Origin of the sequence: Bacillus sp. FSL R5-0447 (genome assembly GCF_038606125.1) — a bacterium.
GTDB classification, from domain to species: Bacteria; Bacillota; Bacilli; order Bacillales; family Bacillaceae; genus Bacillus; species Bacillus velezensis.
Genome location: NZ_CP152012.1, coordinates 695,702 through 716,250, shown reverse-complemented (window position 1 = coordinate 716,250; position 20,549 = coordinate 695,702). Strand labels below are relative to the sequence as shown.

39 protein-coding genes and 1 pseudogene are annotated in these 20,549 nt (G+C 44.0%); 4 read left to right on the top strand and 36 right to left on the bottom strand.

Annotation, left to right across the window (positions count from 1 at the left end; all coding sequences use genetic code 11):
- From NYE68_RS03785 to NYE68_RS03620, 34 genes and pseudogenes are all read right to left on the bottom strand, one after another.
- Positions 1-1,275, bottom strand: coding sequence for a PBSX family phage terminase large subunit (locus NYE68_RS03785; RefSeq protein ID WP_013351221.1), 1,275 nt, complete (start codon positions 1,273-1,275; stop codon positions 1-3).
- Positions 1,262-2,017 (bottom strand): phage terminase small subunit, encoded by a 756-nt coding sequence (gene terS / locus NYE68_RS03780; RefSeq protein WP_342494060.1) that lies wholly within the window; start codon positions 2,015-2,017, stop codon positions 1,262-1,264. The genes NYE68_RS03785 and terS overlap by 14 nt, the downstream gene beginning before the upstream one ends.
- 44 nt (positions 2,018-2,061) lie before the next feature.
- On the bottom strand, positions 2,062-2,292 hold the full coding sequence (locus NYE68_RS03775) for a hypothetical protein (RefSeq protein WP_342494059.1): 231 nt from the start codon (positions 2,290-2,292) through the stop codon (positions 2,062-2,064).
- 146 nt (positions 2,293-2,438) lie between these two features.
- On the bottom strand, positions 2,439-2,777 hold the full coding sequence (locus tag NYE68_RS03770) for a hypothetical protein (protein WP_342494058.1): 339 nt from the start codon (positions 2,775-2,777) through the stop codon (positions 2,439-2,441).
- A 98-nt stretch (positions 2,778-2,875) separates the two neighbouring features.
- A complete protein-coding gene (locus NYE68_RS03765) occupies positions 2,876-3,088 on the bottom strand; it encodes a transcriptional regulator (RefSeq protein ID WP_031378531.1) in 213 nt (70 codons plus the stop codon).
- Between the two features lie 181 nt (positions 3,089-3,269).
- On the bottom strand, positions 3,270-3,482 hold the full coding sequence (locus NYE68_RS03760; RefSeq protein WP_003155868.1) for a helix-turn-helix domain-containing protein: 213 nt from the start codon (positions 3,480-3,482) through the stop codon (positions 3,270-3,272).
- A 298-nt stretch (positions 3,483-3,780) separates the two neighbouring features.
- Complete coding sequence (locus tag NYE68_RS03755; RefSeq protein WP_014304494.1) at positions 3,781-3,918, bottom strand: hypothetical protein; 138 nt, start codon at positions 3,916-3,918, stop codon at positions 3,781-3,783.
- 104 nt (positions 3,919-4,022) lie between these two features.
- A complete protein-coding gene (locus tag NYE68_RS03750) occupies positions 4,023-4,538 on the bottom strand; it encodes a sigma-70 family RNA polymerase sigma factor (RefSeq protein ID WP_342494057.1) in 516 nt (171 codons plus the stop codon).
- Between the two features lie 14 nt (positions 4,539-4,552).
- A complete protein-coding gene (locus NYE68_RS03745; protein ID WP_342494056.1) occupies positions 4,553-4,681 on the bottom strand; it encodes a hypothetical protein in 129 nt (42 codons plus the stop codon).
- Positions 4,682-4,943: 262 nt separating this feature from the next.
- Positions 4,944-5,120: a hypothetical protein gene (locus tag NYE68_RS03740; RefSeq protein WP_164461502.1), complete on the bottom strand. Its 177-nt coding sequence runs from the start codon at positions 5,118-5,120 to the stop codon at positions 4,944-4,946.
- 10 nt (positions 5,121-5,130) lie between these two features.
- Entirely contained in the window at positions 5,131-5,565 is a 435-nt protein-coding gene (locus NYE68_RS03735; protein WP_342494055.1) for a hypothetical protein, read from the bottom strand.
- Positions 5,566-5,570: 5 nt separating this feature from the next.
- Positions 5,571-5,789 carry a hypothetical protein gene (locus tag NYE68_RS03730; protein WP_342494054.1) on the bottom strand — a complete coding sequence of 73 codons (219 nt, stop codon included), beginning with the start codon at positions 5,787-5,789 and terminating at the stop codon, positions 5,571-5,573.
- The gene (locus tag NYE68_RS03725) at positions 5,786-6,094 is read right to left on the bottom strand and encodes a hypothetical protein (RefSeq protein ID WP_342494053.1); all 309 of its coding nucleotides are present in this window, start codon (positions 6,092-6,094) and stop codon (positions 5,786-5,788) included. The genes NYE68_RS03730 and NYE68_RS03725 overlap by 4 nt, the downstream gene beginning before the upstream one ends.
- A gap of 4 nt (positions 6,095-6,098) precedes the next feature.
- On the bottom strand, positions 6,099-6,281 hold the full coding sequence (locus NYE68_RS03720) for a hypothetical protein (protein ID WP_342494143.1): 183 nt from the start codon (positions 6,279-6,281) through the stop codon (positions 6,099-6,101).
- Positions 6,282-6,283: 2 nt separating this feature from the next.
- A pseudogene (locus NYE68_RS03715) lies at positions 6,284-6,535 on the bottom strand (DNA cytosine methyltransferase); the annotation flags it as partial.
- A 4-nt stretch (positions 6,536-6,539) separates the two neighbouring features.
- The gene (locus NYE68_RS03710; protein WP_342494052.1) at positions 6,540-6,794 is read right to left on the bottom strand and encodes a hypothetical protein; all 255 of its coding nucleotides are present in this window, start codon (positions 6,792-6,794) and stop codon (positions 6,540-6,542) included.
- A gap of 220 nt (positions 6,795-7,014) precedes the next feature.
- Entirely contained in the window at positions 7,015-7,344 is a 330-nt protein-coding gene (locus tag NYE68_RS03705) for a hypothetical protein (RefSeq protein ID WP_342494051.1), read from the bottom strand.
- Between the two features lie 31 nt (positions 7,345-7,375).
- Positions 7,376-7,579 carry an XtrA/YqaO family protein gene (locus NYE68_RS03700; RefSeq protein ID WP_003155894.1) on the bottom strand — a complete coding sequence of 68 codons (204 nt, stop codon included), beginning with the start codon at positions 7,577-7,579 and terminating at the stop codon, positions 7,376-7,378.
- 81 nt (positions 7,580-7,660) lie between these two features.
- Positions 7,661-7,813 carry a hypothetical protein gene (locus NYE68_RS03695; RefSeq protein ID WP_015239605.1) on the bottom strand — a complete coding sequence of 51 codons (153 nt, stop codon included), beginning with the start codon at positions 7,811-7,813 and terminating at the stop codon, positions 7,661-7,663.
- A 119-nt stretch (positions 7,814-7,932) separates the two neighbouring features.
- Positions 7,933-8,391: a DUF1064 domain-containing protein gene (locus tag NYE68_RS03690; protein WP_342494050.1), complete on the bottom strand. Its 459-nt coding sequence runs from the start codon at positions 8,389-8,391 to the stop codon at positions 7,933-7,935.
- Positions 8,378-8,860, bottom strand: a complete 483-nt coding sequence (locus NYE68_RS03685) for a YopX family protein (protein ID WP_342494049.1) — start codon at positions 8,858-8,860, stop codon at positions 8,378-8,380. The genes NYE68_RS03690 and NYE68_RS03685 overlap by 14 nt, the downstream gene beginning before the upstream one ends.
- Before the next feature lie 145 nt (positions 8,861-9,005).
- Positions 9,006-9,149 (bottom strand): hypothetical protein, encoded by a 144-nt coding sequence (locus NYE68_RS03680; RefSeq protein WP_007408611.1) that lies wholly within the window; start codon positions 9,147-9,149, stop codon positions 9,006-9,008.
- Complete coding sequence (locus NYE68_RS03675; RefSeq protein ID WP_342494048.1) at positions 9,146-10,093, bottom strand: ATP-binding protein; 948 nt, start codon at positions 10,091-10,093, stop codon at positions 9,146-9,148. The genes NYE68_RS03680 and NYE68_RS03675 overlap by 4 nt, the downstream gene beginning before the upstream one ends.
- Positions 9,978-10,697 (bottom strand): DnaD domain protein, encoded by a 720-nt coding sequence (locus tag NYE68_RS03670; protein WP_342494047.1) that lies wholly within the window; start codon positions 10,695-10,697, stop codon positions 9,978-9,980. The genes NYE68_RS03675 and NYE68_RS03670 overlap by 116 nt, the downstream gene beginning before the upstream one ends.
- Positions 10,698-10,704: 7 nt before the next feature.
- On the bottom strand, positions 10,705-10,893 hold the full coding sequence (locus tag NYE68_RS03665) for a hypothetical protein (RefSeq protein WP_326157273.1): 189 nt from the start codon (positions 10,891-10,893) through the stop codon (positions 10,705-10,707).
- A complete protein-coding gene (locus NYE68_RS03660; RefSeq protein ID WP_338422556.1) occupies positions 10,893-11,690 on the bottom strand; it encodes a PD-(D/E)XK nuclease-like domain-containing protein in 798 nt (265 codons plus the stop codon). Before NYE68_RS03660 ends, NYE68_RS03665 begins: the two co-directional genes overlap by 1 nt.
- Positions 11,650-12,567, bottom strand: coding sequence for a hypothetical protein (locus NYE68_RS03655; protein ID WP_241457947.1), 918 nt, complete (start codon positions 12,565-12,567; stop codon positions 11,650-11,652). Before NYE68_RS03655 ends, NYE68_RS03660 begins: the two co-directional genes overlap by 41 nt.
- Positions 12,564-12,755 (bottom strand): hypothetical protein, encoded by a 192-nt coding sequence (locus NYE68_RS03650; protein WP_241457946.1) that lies wholly within the window; start codon positions 12,753-12,755, stop codon positions 12,564-12,566. Before NYE68_RS03650 ends, NYE68_RS03655 begins: the two co-directional genes overlap by 4 nt.
- A 102-nt stretch (positions 12,756-12,857) precedes the next feature.
- Complete coding sequence (locus tag NYE68_RS03645; protein ID WP_342494046.1) at positions 12,858-13,055, bottom strand: hypothetical protein; 198 nt, start codon at positions 13,053-13,055, stop codon at positions 12,858-12,860.
- Positions 13,052-13,309 (bottom strand): YqaH family protein, encoded by a 258-nt coding sequence (locus NYE68_RS03640; protein ID WP_342494045.1) that lies wholly within the window; start codon positions 13,307-13,309, stop codon positions 13,052-13,054. The genes NYE68_RS03645 and NYE68_RS03640 overlap by 4 nt, the downstream gene beginning before the upstream one ends.
- Complete coding sequence (locus NYE68_RS03635; RefSeq protein WP_003155916.1) at positions 13,306-13,878, bottom strand: helix-turn-helix transcriptional regulator; 573 nt, start codon at positions 13,876-13,878, stop codon at positions 13,306-13,308. The genes NYE68_RS03640 and NYE68_RS03635 overlap by 4 nt, the downstream gene beginning before the upstream one ends.
- A 68-nt stretch (positions 13,879-13,946) precedes the next feature.
- Positions 13,947-14,645, bottom strand: coding sequence for a BRO family protein (locus tag NYE68_RS03630; RefSeq protein ID WP_342494044.1), 699 nt, complete (start codon positions 14,643-14,645; stop codon positions 13,947-13,949).
- Positions 14,642-14,947: a hypothetical protein gene (locus NYE68_RS03625; protein ID WP_014304473.1), complete on the bottom strand. Its 306-nt coding sequence runs from the start codon at positions 14,945-14,947 to the stop codon at positions 14,642-14,644. The genes NYE68_RS03630 and NYE68_RS03625 overlap by 4 nt, the downstream gene beginning before the upstream one ends.
- 12 nt (positions 14,948-14,959) lie before the next feature.
- Positions 14,960-15,202, bottom strand: a complete 243-nt coding sequence (locus tag NYE68_RS03620; RefSeq protein ID WP_342494043.1) for a helix-turn-helix transcriptional regulator — start codon at positions 15,200-15,202, stop codon at positions 14,960-14,962.
- Positions 15,203-15,371: 169 nt separating this feature from the next.
- On the opposite strand from NYE68_RS03620, the gene NYE68_RS03615 reads away from it, so the two are divergent.
- From NYE68_RS03615 to NYE68_RS03600, 4 genes are all read left to right on the top strand, one after another.
- Positions 15,372-15,752 (top strand): helix-turn-helix domain-containing protein, encoded by a 381-nt coding sequence (locus NYE68_RS03615; protein WP_014304472.1) that lies wholly within the window; start codon positions 15,372-15,374, stop codon positions 15,750-15,752.
- Between the two features lie 288 nt (positions 15,753-16,040).
- Positions 16,041-16,601: a DUF4352 domain-containing protein gene (locus tag NYE68_RS03610; protein WP_342494042.1), complete on the top strand. Its 561-nt coding sequence runs from the start codon at positions 16,041-16,043 to the stop codon at positions 16,599-16,601.
- 183 nt (positions 16,602-16,784) lie between these two features.
- Entirely contained in the window at positions 16,785-17,258 is a 474-nt protein-coding gene (locus tag NYE68_RS03605; protein WP_198698427.1) for an ImmA/IrrE family metallo-endopeptidase, read from the top strand.
- Positions 17,259-17,269: 11 nt separating this feature from the next.
- Positions 17,270-18,481, top strand: a complete 1,212-nt coding sequence (locus NYE68_RS03600) for a site-specific integrase (protein WP_342494041.1) — start codon at positions 17,270-17,272, stop codon at positions 18,479-18,481.
- Between the two features lie 78 nt (positions 18,482-18,559).
- Here the strand turns inward: NYE68_RS03600 and groL are convergent, their stop codons facing one another.
- Complete coding sequence (groL, locus tag NYE68_RS03595) at positions 18,560-20,194, bottom strand: chaperonin GroEL (protein ID WP_003155941.1); 1,635 nt, start codon at positions 20,192-20,194, stop codon at positions 18,560-18,562.
- Positions 20,195-20,235: 41 nt separating this feature from the next.
- Positions 20,236-20,520, bottom strand: coding sequence for a co-chaperone GroES (groES, locus tag NYE68_RS03590; RefSeq protein WP_003155970.1), 285 nt, complete (start codon positions 20,518-20,520; stop codon positions 20,236-20,238).
- Positions 20,521-20,549 lie beyond the last annotated feature (29 nt).

The following is a 20,549-nucleotide window of genomic DNA, read 5'->3' as shown; positions in this document are numbered from 1 at the left end:
TTATCTCGTCATGACCCGTACGCCCGGCCGCTTCATATCCCGTTCAAAAGCATAACGAGTGGCATCTATAGTGTGGTTGTCAGCGTCCTCAAGCCGCGCCTTTGGATTGCCGTCTCTATCAGTCTGATAGTCGATATTCTCGAATTCCCGGGCAATATTAGGCGTTCTCAACGGATCAATGATAATAGCGTCTAAATCATCAAGCCATTCCTCGCCATATTGAACCGAGTCAGGTCCTTTTTTAGCGCCTGTAATGCGTCGGATGCCATGATCTATTTTCAATTCATCAATACTTTTAGGTTCAGCACTGTCAGCAGTAATTTCTTGACTCTCATATCCTTTTGACCTGATCCATTTTGCCAGCTCTCTGTTGGAAACCTTTTGATCATAAAGCTCATCAATCGCATAGATACTGTTCCGCTTTTTGTCATAGTGCCACCTGACGTAAGCGAGAGGATCAGGACCATATCCAAAGTCAACGCCCTGCCGGATGTTGTCGAATGAACGAACCATTTCATCAGTAATGCAGCCATTCTCGATTTTCAAATTATCAAATGGCACAACACCACTCCCTAACGCTTCGCCGAGATATTCCCATCTGTACTTTAATGGGTTCCGTTCCTTAACGATCTCAGCCTCTTCCTTAAAGGCTTTTGAGATATAAGGATTTTCGAGATATGTTGAATGATGGATATATGTGTTCTTTGGTACGAATGAAGATTCATATTTTTTGTTAACCCACGATTGTTTTCTTTTCGGCGGATTGTATGAATAGTAAAAAGCATAAAAAAGACCGTCCGGGAGTTCAGCCCGCAGGACGGAGTTTTCGATCATTGAAATTTCTTCTTCCAGTTTAAATTCGGCCAGCTCTTCGACCCACAGGAAGGCAACCGGAAATTTTGCGATCTTGAGTGACTTGATTTTTGCCGGATCGTCCGCACCCCTGAAGATGATGCTGTTTCCCCTGGGTTTGTACGTGAGCCTCATCGGCGATTTATTGACATGCCAGTATTCACCCACGCCCAGCAGATCAATTGCCTCTTTAAGCTGCTCGAAAACCGATTCCCCTAATGTGTTGGCGACTTTCCGAACCACAAGTGTACTGACCGGGTATTTCATCATGTCGTTGACTATTCGGGTACCAATATGCGTCGATTTCGAAGAGCCACGTCCACCCTTTAAGACATACCGAAGATATTTGTGACTGTTGGCTGCCGCCCAAAACGAACGGAATTTCGGCGTTACGATGTCCGATATTCGCTTAACCTTCGTCAACGTCTTCACTTCCTATATCATCAATGATCGTCACGCCACTGTCTTTTGGAGCGTCTTTCTCGACTTCGTTCCGTGTTTTCTCGATATTCAAGCGCATCTGTTCCAATTTGAGACGCCGCTCATCTTGCTCATGCGCCAGCTGGTCGAATTGCTTGATCAAGCTCCTGAGCTCTCCCATTGCCCGAGATTGAGCATTCAGGAATGTTGCATGACGATCCCAAGCGAATTGTATTTCAAACTCTTCTTCAGTGACGGCTTTTTCAAAATACTCATTGCCATCTTCGTCCTCTTCTTGGTGATAAACGTATTTCGCCTTTTTAAGCTCTTTTGCAAGGTCGTCTTTATTCTGTACAAACATAATGCGTTGCGCCCAGATAATAGCCGCATACTGTATCTGAATCTGATCCCATATCATATCAGCAGGGGAACGCTCCTGAATCTCTTCCATGATTTCAAGCGTTTCTTCCGGCAGATATTTCGAGAAAAAGCCATGCGAAACCGCGTTTCGATTTCTCTCCGGGGCGCCGCCGTTGTTTCCCAATGCATTTTTATTACCGGGTGGGGCGCCCGCTTTTTTTGTGTGCACACTTTTTTCAGAGGGTGCACCCTTTTTTCGTTCCCAACCATGCCGCTGCTTCCACGATTTAATGGTGTTCATTGACACCCCGTATTTTTCGGCAAGGTCCTTGTATTTCATGCCTTTGGCGTAATCCTTATACGCCTGAATGTGCTTTTCAGCCATCTACATCCACCGCCGCCTCCTTTTGAATTGAGTTGTTTTGGAGATTATTTTTTCGGACTAAACTCGTCATCGTGTGCAAGCTGATGAATAGTGTCTTTCCCTATTTCCACGAGTCCAACAGCCTGCGAATATGATTCTGCATCGTATACAGTCATCGTGGTTCCGTCTTTCATGTTGAAAGTAGCGACAAAGCCATCTATCTCATGAAAGTTCTGTTCCATCCAGTTAATAAGTCCGTTTGTAGGGCCGGGAAAAACTCTTTTCACTTTACTCATCGGATCATCCCCTTCATATTCTCTCTAAACCAAGCCCACACTCAGAGGCTGTCAGCCGCCAATTGTTTTATCTGAGATTCACTGGACCCGGTTTACAGAGAACATAAAAAAGCGACCCTGTTGATTCACAGTGCCGCAGTAACATTTTAAACCTGAGCATGTTTAACGCTAAGTCTTATATTGTATTCGTATACGTCCCCGTACTTTTCTTTATCAATAGTGGGTATCAATTCGCTCATAAACTCTACGCATCGGCCCTGTTCATGAATTTTTTTCAATCGATCAATGGTGAACCCTAAATCATTATGAGCCTTGGATAATTGTTCAACCTTTTCAGTAGTGATACAGTCGAATAACTCCTTATCAGCGATTGTCTCGGATACAAGTTGACTTATGCTTAATTGGGGTATTTTCGCATTGTGCAAATGACCAGTAATTCTCACGTTGTCTAAAACAGTTTCTTGTTTCGATGTTTTGTAATCCATCTCATTCACTCCTTTCGTTAGTGAATTTCGAACGAAAGCGTCCTACATAAATAGGTGGCAACCGTAAGACGAAAAAACACCCTTTTGACAGGGTGCAATCAACGTTTCTTTTTATAGCCTTCAATATCTTTTCTCAAGAATAGGCGATCTCTGTTCGTAGTTTTAATCGGAACCAATGTTTTATAATCCACCAGCTGCTTGAGGTTCTGCCGGCTGCATCCGATTATCTCAATGGCTTCAGATGTCGTTATGACTTCTTTATCCATAAAATCTCTCAGCTCGTCTATACTCTCAAAAATAAACTTAGCCATTTCGGAGGTTTCTCCATTTTAGGGTTATATTAATTATAGTCAATACAAACCAGATCACTGCCAAAATCATAGTAATAATATCGAGAGTGCTGAGATCACCATAATTAAAATTAGTGAACAATATCACAAACAGAATAAAGAATAAGATCGTTGAACCATCGATTAATTTTTTCATATTTGCTCATTTCCTTCTATGTTTTTGAAAATCCAAAATATCCTCTTTCAGAAAAAGCCTGTCCCGGGGCATTTCTTTCATCGGCTCCAGTTCCCCGGTCTTCACTAACTGGTTCAGATACTGACGGGTGAACCCCAATATCTCAAGCGCTTCACTTGTATTGAGTATCTCTTCATTCAAGAATTTCTTGATTGCGTCACGCTCTTTAGGCTTGTACATTTTTGAATCATCCTTTTTTCTCGCGATATTTCAAGTAAAGGGAAAATGCTTTCTCAATGATCGAAACAACAAATAAAATGATCAGACTAATATCGAGAGCCGTTTTCAATGGTCCCGCTGCCACATCCTGACGGAAAAACAACATATACGCCAAGGCGAGAAGAACAACAATATCGGTGGTGGACTGTACACTTTTCATTTTTTTGAAAGTGGCTGGCTTTCAAGTATTTTTCTTTAGTCGCCGCATTTGCTATACTTGGAGCAAGGGAGAAGCGCTACCTTCTCCCTCGGCTCAAAATCATCTGCGCTTTCTTGGACGTCTGCGTTTTTTGATTTTGGGCTTTTTTGTTTTAAGCTTTTCCCTGATGATGAGGACTTTTTCAACAACTGTGAGAGTTGTGAGGATAATCCCCAGTACCAATGCGATTTCAGCCACTTTCTTTCCCTCCTTTCTATACTTTAATTATACCCCATCACTTTACTTACGTCAAGTAATTTAATGGGCTTTTTTCTTTATTTCTCCAATAAAAAAGAGCCTATTCACGCTAAACAGAATAGGCTGTGATCTGCTCTATTTTTCATTTTCAGGCGGGAACGTTCGATGTTCTTCTGCACGGTTCCTTTTTTAATCCCCAATAACTGCGCTATCTCTTCGAATGACATGTTTTGCACAACATGCATCATGAAAATGTCTTTTTCTTTTTCAGTAAGCACGGAAAGGGCATCAGCGATTCTTTCTTTATCCCAATCACTTACCTCTCCCTCAGCTTCTTGAACGATTGCGTATTCTTCCGGGAGCGCATCAATTAAGCGCGGATCAGCAAGAATCGTCCTTTGATATGCGTCTCTTCTGTCAGCACCTCGACGGGCGCCGGGCTGTCTTCCGTTCTGCAGCCATTCAAGAGTGAATTCAATATCGCTGATTATGCTACTGATAATCTTTTTGTCGTTGATCTGTTCAGCCGCCAGATTGACTTCAGCCGTATCTTTGTAGAGCCGATACATTTTTCTTGTTTCTCTTAAAGCTCGTTTGTACTCAATGATTAAATCTTGCATTCTGATTCCTCCCTTTATTTGCGCTTAAATGCGCCGCCCTTGCCTCGTTTAAGTGTTTGCATGTTCGTGTTCATCATTTGTTGCCAAAAGCGTTCAGATCGCTCCTGCGCGTTTTTATTGGGCTTTTTCTTTTTCTGCTTCATGTCATCCCTCCGCTCAAATAAAAAACGGACACCAATCAGAGCACAGTGATTCTGTGCAGTGATCAGTGTCCGCAGGCTTTCCGTCTTGGACTTATTTAGTTTTGTTCCGATGCCCATTTCAATTTTTTATAACCCTCGGAGCTTATAGAAACACCCTCCGTTCCACAATGTGCACAATGAACACCATTCGGATATTTAAGCTCTTCAATATATGTCCATTCTTCGCATTCCTCGCAATAATAGCTATGCAATTCCTCTTTTGTCACTTGTCTTCTCCTTTCTCTATATACTTATCAATATCTTGAAAAAACGCCGCAGCCGTGAATGCGATGATTGCGCCTATTAACGTGATGTTTGCTTTCATGTCCGGCCTATATTCGTACTGGAAATAAAACCAGAATCCTAACCCCATCAGCATAAAAACTATTCTCAGCGCCATCGAATCCCCCTTATTTGATTTGAAATTTAGCTGATTCAAATGTTCCGATGTAGTTCCGCTTGCCGGAATCAGAATAGCAGTCAAGCTGAATGACATAGGTTCCTTTCCCGGTCTTATTCCGGATCGTTTTCACGTTGAATGATTTCAGAGGCGTTGACGTTTTGAAGCTGCCCCGCTGTACTAAATTCGTATCAGTCAGCCCGCCGCCGCTGCGCTTCTTGTATACGCCAGCCGTGTAATAAAGAGTGCTTGAGCCTTTCTTCTCGGCTTTCCAGTCCACCGTTGAGGCGCCGGCCGTGTAAGTCGCTGCATCCGTAAACACCCGCCCGCTGTACCCGGATTCATTTTGCCAGCCGGACCATGCGGCGGAAGCAGACGGCGCAACGGCCGCCGCTCCCATAAGTAATACCGCTGATAGAATGATTGATTTGAATAGCTTTTTCATAGTTATTAATCCTCCGTCCTTTCGGGTATTCCATGTAGTTTTTTAGAAGTGAAATGAAATGTACTGTTAAAATCCACATGGAAAGGCTTGTGGCACTTCTCACAATTCATTTCAAATTCACCCGACATATCGCCTCCCTCAATGTAATCGTAAAATTCCATTACATACTCGCAATGCGGGCATTTGATTGCGTCAATCACTGAAACTGATTCATTTTTCTTCATTTTGTTTCCCCCAATCCAAGAATATCCTTCATTTTTTCAACAGAATAATCAATCTCAAACCAGTCGCCGTTCTTCAATTCCAACCGAGAGCCACCGGGAATTTCTTTGATGGCCGCTATATCCTTTTTGTCAAAAGCCCATAATGTTTCCGAGCCGCACCAGATTTTGACCTCTTTGTTCTTATTCCTGTTTGCGATAGAATCATGAACGGATTCCATAAAGCAGTCGGAGCAAGTGCCTCCACCAAACTGTTCAAGCCGCTTTCCACATTCACAATGCATTAAGTCATTTTCGGCTCCTGTCATTCCATCACCCCCAAAAATAATTCACGACGCTTACGATGCCATATACGACCCAAGAGAGGGCGAAAAACAGGATTCGCCAGTTTTGCCCCCGGATCATTTTGTTTTGCTCCTGAATCGTCCGCGCTAAATCTTCATTGCGTGTTTCCAGTTCGATGCATCTTGCTTGAAGCTCTTCGTTTTCCGTCATCATGGGGAGAACCAAGCTAAACCAATCGGCCGCCCCTTGGCTGCTTCCCTTGGGTCTACTTCCCAAACAGACTCACAATAATGTTCTGTATCAGGGTGGTTTACTTGGTGCATGGCGATGGCCGCCGGATCATGGTTAATCGCAATGTCCACCGAAAGCCCGGTAGCCAATTCAATTCCGGTACTGGCCCCGCCTCCGCCCGCGAAGTTATCGACAATGATTTCTCTGAAAAGTCCCAGTTGTTGCTTGATCATCCCGTCACCCCATCAACCCCGGCAGGACAGCGACAGCGAAGAAGAAAAACCCCACGCATGCCCCGACCAGCCAGATATTTGTTTTATCCCGTTTAGCGATAATGGTATCGCCGATCATTTTCAGATCATCAGACCGAGCGACCAGCGTCGGGATGTAGTCCGGGTGAACCTTTAAAAGCTCGGCCGCCTGCTCGACGGTCATTGCTTCGTCCTTCGTGGCCTTCACGTTCCGCTGAAGTTCTACTTGTAATGGCATCATTTTTCTTCCCCCTCGCAATGGCATTCACTTTCTTCATGACCGCATTCTTCGCATATTTTTTCAACCTGCCAACCCTCAAAGTGATATTTGGGCATTGAATAATATTCTTTATAGCAACTCGTGCATGTTACGATCCCGTCGCTGTCTGAATCCCAGTTAGAATGGTATGCTTCTTCTGTGCAATCGCAATACGGACAAGTTTGTTCTTGGGATAATTCGCTCATTCCGCATTACCCTCCAATCCTCTGCCTTCAAGAAGCTCCTTCGCATATCGGGAATATCTTTGAATTACTAATTCAGGCGCCGTTCTCACTGTTTTCATATTTGCGAACAGATGAAAGGCTTTTCTGAACCTGTCATTCTCTTTTGTAAGCCGCTGTATCTCTTCCTGAGCCTGCCGAAACTGATTGACCGCGATTTCCTGCTGACGCTTGTTTTCCTCGATGATTTCCTGTTGTTTAGCAGACAATTCAGCTTGTTCAAGAAGCCATCCCATTTCCTTTTGCGGAATATACGTAAGCCCTTTTAACCACTCAATTCTCTCTTTCATGCCCGTTCCTCCCCCGCAGGGGAAACCCCTGCTATTTGAATTTGTGGCCGATCTCGTAATCACAACGAGCCAGGCCGCCTTTTATTGTTTGAATGATTGTTTTACCGTGTTCCGGGGCGTCCATTAAGTGGGCTGTCCCTTCAGTACCATCTAAAACGATGATCCGGACTTTCCCCGGCTCGATGCTTTGCTGAATAGTTGTTTCATGATTTTTTATTTCTGTTGGCTTGTTCACTCTGGCCGCCCCCTGTGCTATGATAGAAGTACCAGTTCATATCAAAGGCACTGAGGCGCAGCTTCGGTGCTTTTTTACGTTTTACGACGGCAGCCGCATCGTCACGCCGGCAGACGGCTTTAATTCCTCACGGTAAATGATCGGATGCTTTTCGACGTAAGCCGCCAGCTCTTCCGGCGTCATTTTCCACTCCTCAACTGGGCCAGGCTTGTATGGATTGATTTTTTCTTGCATAGCGATAACCTCCTGAATTGATTTTTGGTATTTCTGAACCTCCAAGCTTTTTGCATTCCGCTCCCATTCGGCTTGCACATCGTTTGTAATCGGAACAGAGCATCATGCAGGCCATGAGCTTATCTTCTTCCTGCACCCACAACGGCCGATCGTCTGCGATTACCACGTTTTGCAGTGGTCTTCCCCGCCTTTCTTTTGAGTTTTTTCAGCTCGTCCAACTCAATGAAGCCGAATGCCTTATCCAACGCCAACACCTTGAGTGGCGTATCGTAAAGCCGTTCATACAGCTTGCGTTTGATGGCAAATTCCTTTGTTTCTACGCCCTTGATGTCAATGATCTCGATGGTGCCGTCCAAGTTATGAACCTCAAAGTCTGCAATATATTCAATCTTCCGAAAAGTTTTGCCGTTCTTTTTGAATGCCTCTTGAAGCAGGAACCGCGGCTGCAGCTTGAAATCTTTGATCTGCTTGCTCACCTTGAGCCATTTCAATTGCTCATAGTATTTAGCTTCGGCCCCGCTGTCGAACGTGATGCCGTCTACCTGTGTTTTTCTGGCGCCGTATTTATTGACTGACATGTGATTCCTCCAAAAGCTCAGGATTTTGATAGACTGTTCCGAGAAATTCAGAATCCGGCCCGCAATCACCAAGAGACTCATAATGCCCGTTGGTATATTCTCCGTAAAATGCAGCCAAATCATTATCGTAAACAACCTTAAATATTCTCCCCAAAGCGTCTTTTCGAATGTCTCCCTCCCAAATCTCCTGCCCGGCCTCGCTTTTGTCCTTCAATCCGGTGTATTGCATTAGATAAAAGGGTTCATCATTTGACTTTTGAGCTAAAGAAGCAACGCGTCCATCAGATGATTTTGTAAAATCTACACGGCCTATCCAACAAAATGGACTATCGAATTCCGGTTCAAATTCATTTTTAAACTCTTCGTCGACAATTCCGTGTGTATAGCCGCTTCTGTCTTGTGCAATTTCGCTCACTCTGAACATGTGCTGGTATTTATTGCTCCAAGCACGAAACTTAATTTCTCTCATTCTGCTGCCTCCATATCCCTGACTATTTCCTTATCGGCCCGTTCCCGCGTGCCGTCGTTACCTCCCGTCAATTTGTTCCCAGTGCTGAATCTGCTTTTCCTTGTACGGCGCTGTGAGGATGATGGCCGGCAGCAGGATCACCGCTTTAAGCACTGTGCATCAGCTCCATTTGTTTGATTTTTTCCTCAAGCACCCGGATCGCCGGGGTAAGGTCCTGGCCGGCCGTTTGCTCGGCGGGCCCGAACAGATACATTCCGTCGGTCGCTGTGAAATTCGCTTTTTCTGTCATTCCCAATCTCCTAACCTATGGTTTAATTGCATCCGGTCGCCCTTAATGATCACCGTGTAATCTCTGCACATTTGATGAATCCGGGAGCCCAGCGCCTCGTCGATATCCAAAATTTCGCCCGTATCAAGCTCGGAAGAGATTAGCAGAGGCTTATGATTCAGGTACCGATAGTTCACAACCGATTGAATTTGTTCCACTTGCCAATCCGTCGCCCGCGGCTCCCCCTTCACTGGCTTGAATAAGTCATCAATGAACAGGACATCGGCTTTCCGCATGGCGTCGAGCTTTGTTTCCAACTGGTCAAAGTCATTTCGCAGATCGCCCATTCCCTCAACGTACGGGAAATACATGCAGTAAATTGATTTTTTCTTGATCAGATTGTTCATGATCGCCGTTAACAGGTGCGTTTTTCCGCTGCCCGGCTGCCCGAGCAAAGCGATACTGTTTGAACGTTTTCCCATGACGTTGGGAAAATCCTTATAGTATTCCACTGCGCACTCATAAGCGTCCTTGATCATGTCCGGCTTCCCGTCCTTAATGAAGTTTCCAAAAAGGAGCTTTTCGAATTCCTCCGTGATGCCGCTGGCCTTCATAAGCCGGGCGATCTTTTTCCGTTTCACACACTCGCATTGCTTGGAAAATGTCGTCTTCCATTCTCGGGCCTTATCCGGCAAGCATACTTTCCCCGCAAGATAATCCTCTTCTCTGACCATTTGATCAGGATCCAGGCTTTCCATTGTCTTATGCTCTTTTCTCAATTGGCGTTCTGTGTCTTGGTGAATCCGGTAAACGATAATGCCCTTATCCTTGCAGTCAGAGCACTCGTATTCAGCCTTTTCTTCTGAGGCGGCCTGTCCCACTGAAGATGCTGCTGACCGATCCCGGAGCTTGGTTAGAATGGCCTTCATTGCCGCGTCCATATCTTGCGTTTTGCGAGCTTCCATACTGCTGTTTCTCCTTTCGTCTCTGGCTGAATGGGTTTGAGAGGATTGCTTCAATGTAATTCAGATTGACGTTGTTTCCCTTGCTTCTGAAAGCCTGTTTCATCGCCTCCATGACTTTCTCTTCGCCGTAATCATCCACCATATACCCGAGCCGCTGAACCTCCATTGTGCCAATGGTGCGGGCTGTTTTGTTTTCGAATAGTTCAAATGCGTTTTTCATTTTTTCGTCAACCTCCTGCTGTGCTTTTGGCGATGATTCTTTAGGCGATGCCGCCGCGTCTGGCATATCCGCTTTACGGTTGTCCGTTTCCTCATTACGTACTTGATTTTCAAAAGAGATCAGCTTGTATTTTCCGGCCTTTCTCCCCTGCGGCTCATATTCTATTCGTTTGAGCTCAATCAGAATTTTCCGGTGCTTTATCAACGTGTTTTCTGTTATCTCGATTTTTGCTTGAAGAGTGGTATTTGAAGTGGTGAACCACTCCCGCCACCCGGTTTTATTGTTGATGTGCATCAGATGGAACCATAACGCTTGTGTTGTTGCAGACAACGGATTCGTTTCTAACCAATTCATGAAGCCGTTCATTTCTTTCAGGTAGTTCATGGCTCACCTACTTCCTTTCACACAGTGCTGTCAGAGCCTTAAAATCTATTTCTACTAACCTCAGAGACGGCTCATTTGTCTTTAAGTAGTCAGTCGTATACCGGGTATACAAGTCCTTTCTCATATCGCGCTGAACCGTTTTGACCAGCCAGAGATAACAATGCGGGATGGGAATCCTGATCAACTCCCTGTCCATCAGCTCACCAACTCCGAAAAATGGATGATGCTGTTCAGTTGATTAGTGGCCCGGCAATACTTGCATTTTTCGCACCGTTCCGGCTTCTCCCCGCCATGTTTCACTTGCAAAATCCGGTCCATCCGCTGCTCAATCTCTTCAAGCTCTGCTTCCATCCTGCCTTCATCAATATTGATGACAGCTTTATCAGGTGGATCTTCTTTTGAAACCCCTACAATCAGGGGCTCAAGCCATTCACTCCTTCCAGTCATTCTTTTTTCAAGCTCAGCATACAGTGCCATTTGTGCAATATAGCCATTTGCCTCGACAAATGAGCAATAACCTATTTCCGGATTCCAAACCCTCTCCCGGAGTGAACGGGCTGTTTTCAGATCGGCAAAACGGCTGCCGGCAGGGTTGTATACGTCCAACTTGCCTTTCCATGGGACGCCGAACAGTTCAGCTGATACGATAACTTCCTTTGCTCCTTGCAGAACGAACATACAAAGTTCGTCATGTTGAATCGCTTCAATCATCAGATCAGCTAACTGATACTGCTTGTACAGCTGGCCTTTTTGTGTAAAAAGCGATGGAGTGTTCTTTTTAAATTCATCAAAAGCCTGTTCACCCTCAAGCCAGGCATGAACGTATTGGCCGAAGATGAGCGCCTCCGATGTAGGCGGCGTCCATTCTCTGTTCAACTTTGCCATCGTGGCAGCCTCGCATTGCAAAAAGCTTTTATATTGAGAATTTGACATATAGTGTCTATCAATCTCGTTAGAGTAATAATTCTCCTTGCTCAGCGCCGGTATCCGCATTAGCAGGATCACCCGCCTTTTCTTTACTATCAGCAGGCTTTTCAGCTTGCTCTTTTTGCTTTTTGAATTCTTCCTCAGCCTTTGATTTAGTCGCGCCAGTGGTCTTCACATTGAAGTAATCCTCTTTCTTTGCCATCCCGTCACGCAGAGACGTGTAAATACGACCAATTTTCAAGAAATCTTGTTCAGTGAAAGCATCAACGTTACTGCCGATGTACTCTTCAATCATTTCTTTGGTGATCCCGAATTCTTTCTTGAATGTTGATAAAGCATTTCTGAGCCGGTCTTCCAATGGTTCTTTATGGCCATTTATCAACGTTTTCTGGCACATATCAACTGCAGCATCAACGATATCACCAGGAATCACTCCGAGGATGCAGGAACGGAGTCGACGGGCTCCTTGATTGGCAACCATTTCGTAAATATCCCTCGCGTCATTAAGCTTTGTTACTGTACCTTTCGCCTTTCTCTCATGCTTCACAGTAAATATTTTGGTTTGCCGTGTATTCGTTTCAAGGTCCCAAGCATACGCCATGACAGAGGATTCCCCGGCTTTTTGCTCGAGCTCCATAATTCCATAATCAATGTTGCCCCAATTCTGCGCCAATGCCTCCGCCAATCGGATTGACGGGCCGGAAACCTTTGTGCCGCCGCGAGGATATTCATACACCGCATTCTCAGCCAAAAGCCTCCGTTCGCATGCTTTTTTAATCCGGTCAAACGCCGCGTATACGTCCCGTGGGAATTTCTTTGCGATGACCATTGCCGCCTGTACTTCTTGAGCCTGTCGGCTTACCATCGCTTCCGTAGTCACGCCAGTGGCCTGCTGAGGCGCCGGCATGTAATCTGAGTAATCTACCTGAGATAGTCCGTTCATTGTGCTTCTGCCACCTTTCTTTTGTATGCTTCCGTTCCAAGTCGCTGCCATTCCCGGTAGTGATCCATTGAAGGGAAACTAAACTGCGCTTTACCGTTTTTGGAGAATACAATTGAACCTCCGACCTGTCTTAAACGTTGCTGATCCTCTGCACGCTCACTGAATGCGACTTTAACTGTTTTAGCCATGTATAAAACCTCCATTGTTTTTTATGGGGCGTTTTGGTATAATAGGAATACAATCAATTATCAAAACGCCTTACCTAGTCCACTCTGCAAAGTGGGCTTTTTTTATTGTGCTGAATGAAACCTAAATCCAAGTTGCTCCTTCAAATAGCGTTTAAGATTGTCTTGTAAAATCACCTCGCCGCTGTCGATTACATAATTATCTGCTGACGTTACTTCGTCCCCGAAAAAGTCCTTTTTTGTTTCCAGCTCAGTCAGCTTGTCATGCCAGTTGTTCAGAACCATTGGGTTTTCAACGTTCATCCAAAACACCTACTTATCACTGCTAAATTAATGCCGCGCTGTTGCATTTTTATTGCTGTGTGATACAACCGCCCTTTATTCGCCAGTCGGCTGATGTCCTTTGTAAGAACCTTGATGCTCCCTGCAAGACTGATAGCTTCTTCATAATCGCCATCCCGTAACGCCTCCGAAAGCATGATAGAGAGCTCTTCCGCCGACTCGATTTTTCTTTTTGCTGAATCTGCATCTGATTTTAGAAACTGATTGATTTTCATACCAGCACCGCCTGCCTTTCTTCTGTTTTCGCCATTGCAACCTGACTCATTAGCGCTTTCCGCGTCCACCTTTCGGCCAGTTCCTTCATGTTCAATCCATGACTACGGGCCAGCGAATATATCAGCGTTTTATTTGCCGGGATCAGATCGAAAATCTGTTTAATATCGGCCATTGGCAGTTCTTCAGGTTGTCGGCCTGGCCTATCGTTTGCCAGCCAGCGCGCTAAATGCCTTGTTGCTTGCAATGCCTCTTCAAGCTGATGAATCATATTGATTACCGCCGCGCTTGCGCTCTCGTTAAGTGCTGGATCAATTGGCGCCGCTGTCGTCGGGTGCAATTTGAAGAGGTAATGTACCAGATCAATATGTTCGTATGCCTCGCACGCCTCAAACCACTTGATACATAATTCCGGGGTAAGCTTACTGAATCCATTTTCAACGTCCGAAACATACCGCTGATCCTTTCCCCCTATCAAATTACCGATCTGATATTGTGCAAGTCCTGCCGCTTTGCGGACACTACGCATGATCCGGGGTAGATTATGCAAATTGTATGGGTTGTTCTCCATATGTTTGCCTCCTGATATATCCAGTTGTTCACTGGTAAAATTTAATTAATGAAGGAACTTGAAAGGCTTTAGGAAACCTTTCGAGGAATCCAACTTTCAATATATTTGATTGCGGATAACAGCTCCCGGCGCTTTATATCTTTGTAGCTTGAAACGCCGAACCGGTCTTTTATCTCACGGTGTAGTTCTCTGAAAAGCCTGGCCGCTTCTGTCTTATCTCCCGTGATGCTATAAACCCGGCGCGCTACTCCTTTTTGAAGCCGGCGCTGTTCTCCGGAATCCAACGTGATTTGCTCGTCCACTTTTTGACTGAGCTCACCGATCTGCTTTTCATGATCGAACAACACGCTTTGCATTTTCTGTTGTCGTTCTGCTGTTTCTAAAGTGAGTTTCAGCGATTCGATTCGCTGTTCTTCATCGGATAAAACCTTTGGGCCGCCATACTGGCCTGTCTGACGCAGTGTTGGCAGCACTTCGTCAAATACCCATGCTTCAAATTGTTCAGCTGCAGGAAGTTTAGATTTAGTAATTAACCTGTAAAGATTTCCTTCGCTAATGAATTTTTTATGTTGTTTACGGTTGAGCGAATCTGTGACCTCGTGAAACGCGACTCCATTTTCTTTGCAATGTTTTGAGATTGCATCATGTGCGTTCGCATACCCGAGGGATGCAGCCGCTTCGGTTGCTCCGAAAAAATCTTTGTTGTCAACTTGAATGATCGGCAAGTTTCCGAATTGCTCATGTGAAAAATTTTGTAATTGATTCATGCTGTAGCTCCTTTCTTGTAGTAGTCAGTGTTTTCGGCAACCCAATCTGTGTTTTTCTCGATCCACTTGAAAAGCAAATGAGTCGGTATTCTTAACCCGGCTTCTTTAAAAACAGGAAAGTCAGCACGGTTGATAAGTTGAGAGGCCTTCGTTTCTTTGATTTTCATAACCTCCATAAACTCTTGCTTTGTCAGCATTGGCGGGAGTTGAGTGGTTCTGAAATCCTGAAGAGCTCCAGCGACCTCTTCCGCTATAATTTCGCGGAACATGTTTCTAAAAGCTTCATGATCTAAATTGAACATGCTTTTGACCTCCTATGCTGTGTTGAATTTGAGTTCGATACTCGAAACGCGTAGTTCCTCATCAAAAAAAAGGGTCCAATGGAATCCAAGAACCTGCGCGATAGCCTTAGCCGTTGAGACACCAGCATTTCTTTCGCCTTGCTCAATAGATGCGTATGTTGTTCTTGCGATGCCCGCTCTATCAGCAACTTGTTTTTGGGTAAGATTTTGGGATAATCGTATTTGCTTTAACCAATCCCTTACAATTGCAGGCATGTTTTTCACCTCCATGACTCATTTCGTGTCGTCGAATTAAATATACTACGCAAAACGAGTCTTGTAAACCCCTTTTTTAAAAAAATGACTCTTTTCGAGTAATCTATATTACTACGCTTATTGTGTAGTTATAATGTAGGTAGTTCTAAAAACGTGATGAGGCGATACTATGAATTTTTCATTTAGACTTAAAGAGCTCCGAGTGGGGAGAAAATTAAATCAACAAGAGGTTGCAGATAATTTAGGCATTGCCCGCACAACATACGCATCATACGAACAGGGCAAAAGAGAACCGGACCATGAGACACTTGTTAAAATTGCGGATTTCTTTGATGTTTCTATAGATTTTTTGCTCAGAGGCGAAGATCATTATAGAGATAAGGCCAGGGAACTGCGTAAACATAATGACGTTCGTTTTGCCGCTGTCGATGGTCGGGAATTCACTGATAGTGAAAAAGAGGAAATTCTTGCAGATGCTTTAAGACGAATTGATGGCATTGAAAAACTCATTGAGGAGAATTTCAAAAAGAAGAACGAAGATAAGAATTAATTATTTATTTATTATTGTTTTGTTTAGTTTAAATAATGCTGAATAGATCACCTCAAAAATTGAGGTTAAGTGTTCAGTTATATGGCATTCAACCTCAAAAATTGAGGTGAACACTTCAGTAATACCTTCAGTCATTTCCCTTTCAACCGCAATTATTGAGGCAACACTTTCAGCCCTTTTACGCTTGTTCATGAAAATACTAGAAAAATTGGTAAAACTCTCTTGAATTATCAATCGTTTTAGTTGATCATATATAGGTATTCTATTATATGAACTGGGGGAATTAGTTTGAAAAAGTGGTTAGTTTTATTCATGTCTTTGGGCTTGGCACTCGCTTTAGCTGCGTGTGGATCTACAGAAAACGCCTCGTCTGACAACAACGGGGATAGTAAAAACGAGAAAGCCGAAAATAAATCCTCCGATAAAGAGGTTAAAATGGGTCAAGATATTAAGGTTGGCGATATGATTTATAATATTAAGTCCAGAAAAGCAGCTGATCAAGTAGGCCCGTCTGTACTGCCGGAGAAAGCAAATGACAAATACCTGGTCATTGAAGCAACGCTTAAAAATACCGGTAATGATAAAATCACTGTGGATGCCTCTTTCTTCAAATTGAAAAAAGGCAAAAAAACATATGAAGCCGATTCCGCGGCGAGTGTTTCAGCGAACCAAAAAGAAGACGGCAGCATTGATAACAGTTTTCTCATGCAGGATTTAAACCCTGATTCTACAATGAGTGGTAAAGTTGTTTTTGATGTGGCGCCGGAGGTTGCGAATGCAAAAGACCTAAAGCTTGTTGTGCAAACTGGCATTTACGGCACCCAAAAAGGTACAATATCACTAAAGTAAGCCTTCGGGCTTCCTTTTTTTGAATACAAAACAGAACAAACGTTCTTTATAATGCCACTTTAACCTATTTATGGACGTATTTACCGGTGTAAAATGGTACATTTTTCCCCTATAATTACATACAAGCAAACAGATTTTCCACAATTTAAGCATTGACAAGGTAATGAGGGGGTCAATTACAACATGGGGTATACGCAAAGTCACTTAGAGGATTGGATCGAAAGTTTTCTCAGGGAACACAAAATAACAACGCCTTCAGAACTTAAACTTGTTAAATTATGCAGGAAGCTCAATGTATTTGTACTTTTTGATGATCGAGAAAGTTATATGTTAGATATTGCGGGGGTTCATATCGTAGGCATAAACAACCGGTTAAGCTATCAACAGCAACGATCGGATTTAGCTCACGAATTATGGCACATCCTATTAGAGGGCGGCGATAACGAGCTTATGCCGCCCCACTGGAAACAGTATCAAGAATCAAAAGCAGGTTATTTTTCGTATCACTTTTGTGTTCCAACATTCATGTTGCGACAGATGAACTTACCCTCAGATGAGGAAGCCGCTGCACGGCTGGTATCAGATACTTTTAAAGTAACCTTTGACTTTGCAAAAAAGAGATTAAGAATTTACTTTAATAAATTAAACTATCGTTAAGGAGGATTAAAATGGTTGTCTTTAAAAAGGAGAAATCAAAGCGTTCATCTAAAGGATATACTTGGTATTTTGTGATGGAAAACGGCCGCGATCCAAGAACAGGAAAACGCAGACAAATAAAAAGACGTGGTTTCCTATCAAAAGCATCGGCGGAAGCCGCTTATCTTGAATTGAAAACGAAGCTCCTTTCAGGGATTGATGTCGGGAAAGAGAACATTCTTTTTCAGGAAATCAAAAACCTATGGTACAAAGAATACAAGCATACCGTCAAAGTCAGTACCCTGCGAGCACGAAAAAGTGAAATAGAGAGTTTGGAAGAATACTTCGGGAAGATGAAAATTAAAGACATAACCAGGGGTGTTTATCAGAAGTTTTTAGATTATCTGAGAGAACAAAATTATTCCTTCAATACAATAAGTGGTATTCACACTACAGCAAGCATGATCTTCAAATATGCGAGACAGGAGGACATCATAAGCAAAAGCCCGACGGAATTTGTTAAACCGCAGCGTCCAAAGCTTACAGTAGAAGATATTGAATCTCAAGAAGAAGTCGAAAACTTTCTTGAAGGCGAAGAACTTGTTGAGTTTTTAGACCTTACAGAAAAACACGGTCTTTTTCTCGACTTTGAATATTTCTGCATGGCTGCATTTACAGGCACTCGTTCCGGGGAGCGATTGGCCGGCAAATGGAGAGACTTAACTTTAGAGGGAGATGACCTCAAAACATTTCGAGTTACCAAAACGCTTTATTGCCCATCCAACAAAGCATCTGACTATGAACTGCTGCCACCGAAAACGCCAGCTGCTGTTCGGGATGTTCCTTTGTCGGACTTTTTAGCATCGTTGTTGAAAAGACTGAAGCTCAAACAGGCTAAAATAGCATACGCGAATGGACGCACATTCAGTGATGATGATTTTATATTCGCTCGTCCCGACGGCCACCCTGAGAACATTAAAAAGATGGATACCAGAATGAGAAGGATTTTAAAACGGATGGACATAAACAAACATATTACCCAACATACTTTTAGGCATACATTCACTTCGCTTGCTGCTGAGGCAGATGTACCTTTAGAAGAGATACAAAAAATACTAGGCCATCAAAATGATGACATAACGAAAAAAGTATATTTACACACTACTAGAAAAACCAAAGAAAGAACTTCGCAAAAATTTAATTCATTCATAGGTGACCTCTCAATGAAAATACAGTTATCATGACTCCTATGTGACCAAAATGTGACCAATTTCATAAAACAAAAAGAAAAACCCCTTGAAATCAAGGGGTTTCGGCATTCTTTACATCATTCCGCCCATTCCGCCCATTCCGCCCATGTCAGGCATTCCTGCGCCGCCGGCGTTTTCTTCCGGTTTGTCAGCGACAACGGCTTCAGTTGTTAAGAGCATTGCTGCTACAGAAGCTGCGTTTTGCAGAGCAGAACGTGTCACTTTTGTCGGGTCAACGATTCCTTTTTCGATCATGTTTACCCATTCGCCGGTTGCAGCGTTGAAGCCTACGCCGATTTTTTCGTTTTTCAGGCGCTCAACGATGACAGATCCTTCAAGACCTGCATTGTGCGCGATTTGACGGATCGGTTCTTCAAGCGCGCGAAGCACGATGTTGATACCTGTTTGCGCATCGCCTTCAGCTTCAACTGCAGCGACTTTGTTGTATACGTTGACAAGCGCTGTACCACCGCCGGATACGATACCTTCTTCAACAGCTGCACGAGTTGAGTTGAGGGCGTCTTCGATGCGAAGTTTACGCTCTTTCAGCTCAGTTTCAGTCGCAGCGCCGACTTTGATGACAGCTACGCCGCCGGCAAGTTTCGCAAGACGCTCTTGTAATTTTTCTCTGTCGAATTCAGAAGTTGTTTCTTCCACTTGAGCGCGGATTTGGTTGACGCGTGCAGCGATTTTTTCAGTATCGCCGGCGCCTTCTACGATTGTTGTGTTTTCTTTCGTTACCACAACTTTAGAAGCGCGTCCCAATTGTCCGATTTCAGTAGATTTCAGGTCAAGGCCTAAGTCTTCTGTGATTACTTCTCCGCCTGTAAGAACAGAGATGTCTTCAAGCATTGCTTTACGGCGGTCACCGAAGCCAGGAGCTTTAACGGCAACAGCGTTGAATGTGCCGCGAAGTTTGTTGACAACGAGTGTAGCAAGAGCTTCTCCTTCAACATCTTCAGCGATCAGAAGCAATGGTTTGCCTTGCTGTACAACTTGCTCAAGCACAGGAAGGATTTCTTGAATGTTTGTGATTTTTTTGTCTGTGATTAAGATGTAAGGATTGTCAAGAACCGCTTCCATCTTATCAGAGTCAGTCACCATGTAAGGAGACGCATATCCGCGGTCGAATTGCATACCTTCAACAACTTCAAGCTCAGTTGTGAATCCTTTAGACTCTTCGATTGTGATGACCCCGTCGTTTCCTACGCGCTCCATTGCTTCAGCGATAAGGCTTCCGACTTCCTCATCAGCAGCAGAGATCGCAGCAACCTGAGCGATAGACTCTTTGCCTTCGATCGGCTTAGAAATTTCTTTTAAGTTTTCGATTGCTACAGTCACGGCTTGTTCCATACCTTTACGCACGCCGACAGGGTTAGCCCCCGCAGTTACGTTTTTAAGGCCTTCGCGGATCATAGCCTGCGCAAGTACAGTCGCAGTCGTCGTACCGTCACCGGCAACGTCGTTTGTTTTGCTGGCTACTTCAGCTACAAGCTTCGCACCCATGTTTTCAAACGCATCTTCAAGTTCAATTTCTTTTGCGATTGTCACACCGTCATTTGTAATTAACGGAGAACCGAATTTTTTCTCCAGAACCACGTTGCGTCCTTTTGGCCCTAAAGTTACTTTTACAGCGTCAGCAAGCGCATCGACACCGCGAAGCATAGCGCGGCGTGCTTCTTCACTAAACTTAATATCTTTTGCCATGTTAACGAAACCTCCTCGAATTTTTAAAAATATTTATTTGCTTAGCCGATAACAGCTAAAATGTCGCTTTCACGTAAGATTAAGTATTCAGTACCTTCGTATTTCACTTCAGTACCGGCGTATTTTGAGAAGATAATGCGGTCGCCCTCTTTTACTTCTAAAGCAACGCGCTCTCCGCTTTCCAACACGCGACCTGAACCGGCTGCCACGATTTTGCCTTCTTGCGGCTTTTCTTTTGCAGAATCCGGTAATACGATTCCGCTGGCAGTTTTTTCTTCAGATTCTACGAGTTCAATGACAACGCGATCACCTAATGGCTTTAACAATGTAATAACCTCCTCAATAGTATGAATAT

What these genes read in the sequence shown, in the direction of transcription:
- terS (WP_342494060.1), bottom strand. Translation starts at nt 2,017, where the DNA reads ATGGCTGAAAAGCACATTCAGGCGTATAAGGATTACGCCAAAGGCATG.
- NYE68_RS03775 (WP_342494059.1), bottom strand. Translation starts at nt 2,292, where the DNA reads ATGAGTAAAGTGAAAAGAGTTTTTCCCGGCCCTACAAACGGACTTATT.
- NYE68_RS03770 (WP_342494058.1), bottom strand. Translation starts at nt 2,777, where the DNA reads ATGGATTACAAAACATCGAAACAAGAAACTGTTTTAGACAACGTGAGA.
- NYE68_RS03765 (WP_031378531.1), bottom strand. Translation starts at nt 3,088, where the DNA reads ATGGCTAAGTTTATTTTTGAGAGTATAGACGAGCTGAGAGATTTTATG.
- NYE68_RS03760 (WP_003155868.1), bottom strand. Translation starts at nt 3,482, where the DNA reads ATGTACAAGCCTAAAGAGCGTGACGCAATCAAGAAATTCTTGAATGAA.
- NYE68_RS03750 (WP_342494057.1), bottom strand. Translation starts at nt 4,538, where the DNA reads ATGCAAGATTTAATCATTGAGTACAAACGAGCTTTAAGAGAAACAAGA.
- NYE68_RS03745 (WP_342494056.1), bottom strand. Translation starts at nt 4,681, where the DNA reads ATGAAGCAGAAAAAGAAAAAGCCCAATAAAAACGCGCAGGAGCGATCT.
- NYE68_RS03740 (WP_164461502.1), bottom strand. Translation starts at nt 5,120, where the DNA reads ATGGCGCTGAGAATAGTTTTTATGCTGATGGGGTTAGGATTCTGGTTT.
- NYE68_RS03735 (WP_342494055.1), bottom strand. Translation starts at nt 5,565, where the DNA reads ATGAAAAAGCTATTCAAATCAATCATTCTATCAGCGGTATTACTTATG.
- NYE68_RS03730 (WP_342494054.1), bottom strand. Translation starts at nt 5,789, where the DNA reads ATGAAGAAAAATGAATCAGTTTCAGTGATTGACGCAATCAAATGCCCG.
- NYE68_RS03725 (WP_342494053.1), bottom strand. Translation starts at nt 6,094, where the DNA reads ATGACAGGAGCCGAAAATGACTTAATGCATTGTGAATGTGGAAAGCGG.
- NYE68_RS03720 (WP_342494143.1), bottom strand. Translation starts at nt 6,281, where the DNA reads ATGACGGAAAACGAAGAGCTTCAAGCAAGATGCATCGAACTGGAAACA.
- NYE68_RS03710 (WP_342494052.1), bottom strand. Translation starts at nt 6,794, where the DNA reads ATGATGCCATTACAAGTAGAACTTCAGCGGAACGTGAAGGCCACGAAG.
- NYE68_RS03705 (WP_342494051.1), bottom strand. Translation starts at nt 7,344, where the DNA reads ATGAAAGAGAGAATTGAGTGGTTAAAAGGGCTTACGTATATTCCGCAA.
- NYE68_RS03695 (WP_015239605.1), bottom strand. Translation starts at nt 7,813, where the DNA reads ATGCAAGAAAAAATCAATCCATACAAGCCTGGCCCAGTTGAGGAGTGG.
- NYE68_RS03690 (WP_342494050.1), bottom strand. Translation starts at nt 8,391, where the DNA reads ATGTCAGTCAATAAATACGGCGCCAGAAAAACACAGGTAGACGGCATC.
- NYE68_RS03685 (WP_342494049.1), bottom strand. Translation starts at nt 8,860, where the DNA reads ATGAGAGAAATTAAGTTTCGTGCTTGGAGCAATAAATACCAGCACATG.
- NYE68_RS03680 (WP_007408611.1), bottom strand. Translation starts at nt 9,149, where the DNA reads ATGACAGAAAAAGCGAATTTCACAGCGACCGACGGAATGTATCTGTTC.
- NYE68_RS03675 (WP_342494048.1), bottom strand. Translation starts at nt 10,093, where the DNA reads ATGGAAGCTCGCAAAACGCAAGATATGGACGCGGCAATGAAGGCCATT.
- NYE68_RS03670 (WP_342494047.1), bottom strand. Translation starts at nt 10,697, where the DNA reads ATGAACTACCTGAAAGAAATGAACGGCTTCATGAATTGGTTAGAAACG.
- NYE68_RS03665 (WP_326157273.1), bottom strand. Translation starts at nt 10,893, where the DNA reads ATGGACAGGGAGTTGATCAGGATTCCCATCCCGCATTGTTATCTCTGG.
- NYE68_RS03660 (WP_338422556.1), bottom strand. Translation starts at nt 11,690, where the DNA reads ATGCGGATACCGGCGCTGAGCAAGGAGAATTATTACTCTAACGAGATT.
- NYE68_RS03655 (WP_241457947.1), bottom strand. Translation starts at nt 12,567, where the DNA reads ATGAACGGACTATCTCAGGTAGATTACTCAGATTACATGCCGGCGCCT.
- NYE68_RS03650 (WP_241457946.1), bottom strand. Translation starts at nt 12,755, where the DNA reads ATGGCTAAAACAGTTAAAGTCGCATTCAGTGAGCGTGCAGAGGATCAG.
- NYE68_RS03645 (WP_342494046.1), bottom strand. Translation starts at nt 13,055, where the DNA reads ATGAACGTTGAAAACCCAATGGTTCTGAACAACTGGCATGACAAGCTG.
- NYE68_RS03640 (WP_342494045.1), bottom strand. Translation starts at nt 13,309, where the DNA reads ATGAAAATCAATCAGTTTCTAAAATCAGATGCAGATTCAGCAAAAAGA.
- NYE68_RS03635 (WP_003155916.1), bottom strand. Translation starts at nt 13,878, where the DNA reads ATGGAGAACAACCCATACAATTTGCATAATCTACCCCGGATCATGCGT.
- NYE68_RS03630 (WP_342494044.1), bottom strand. Translation starts at nt 14,645, where the DNA reads ATGAATCAATTACAAAATTTTTCACATGAGCAATTCGGAAACTTGCCG.
- NYE68_RS03625 (WP_014304473.1), bottom strand. Translation starts at nt 14,947, where the DNA reads ATGTTCAATTTAGATCATGAAGCTTTTAGAAACATGTTCCGCGAAATT.
- NYE68_RS03620 (WP_342494043.1), bottom strand. Translation starts at nt 15,202, where the DNA reads ATGCCTGCAATTGTAAGGGATTGGTTAAAGCAAATACGATTATCCCAA.
- NYE68_RS03615 (WP_014304472.1), top strand. Translation starts at nt 15,372, where the DNA reads ATGAATTTTTCATTTAGACTTAAAGAGCTCCGAGTGGGGAGAAAATTA.
- NYE68_RS03605 (WP_198698427.1), top strand. Translation starts at nt 16,785, where the DNA reads ATGGGGTATACGCAAAGTCACTTAGAGGATTGGATCGAAAGTTTTCTC.
- NYE68_RS03600 (WP_342494041.1), top strand. Translation starts at nt 17,270, where the DNA reads ATGGTTGTCTTTAAAAAGGAGAAATCAAAGCGTTCATCTAAAGGATAT.
- groL (WP_003155941.1), bottom strand. Translation starts at nt 20,194, where the DNA reads ATGGCAAAAGATATTAAGTTTAGTGAAGAAGCACGCCGCGCTATGCTT.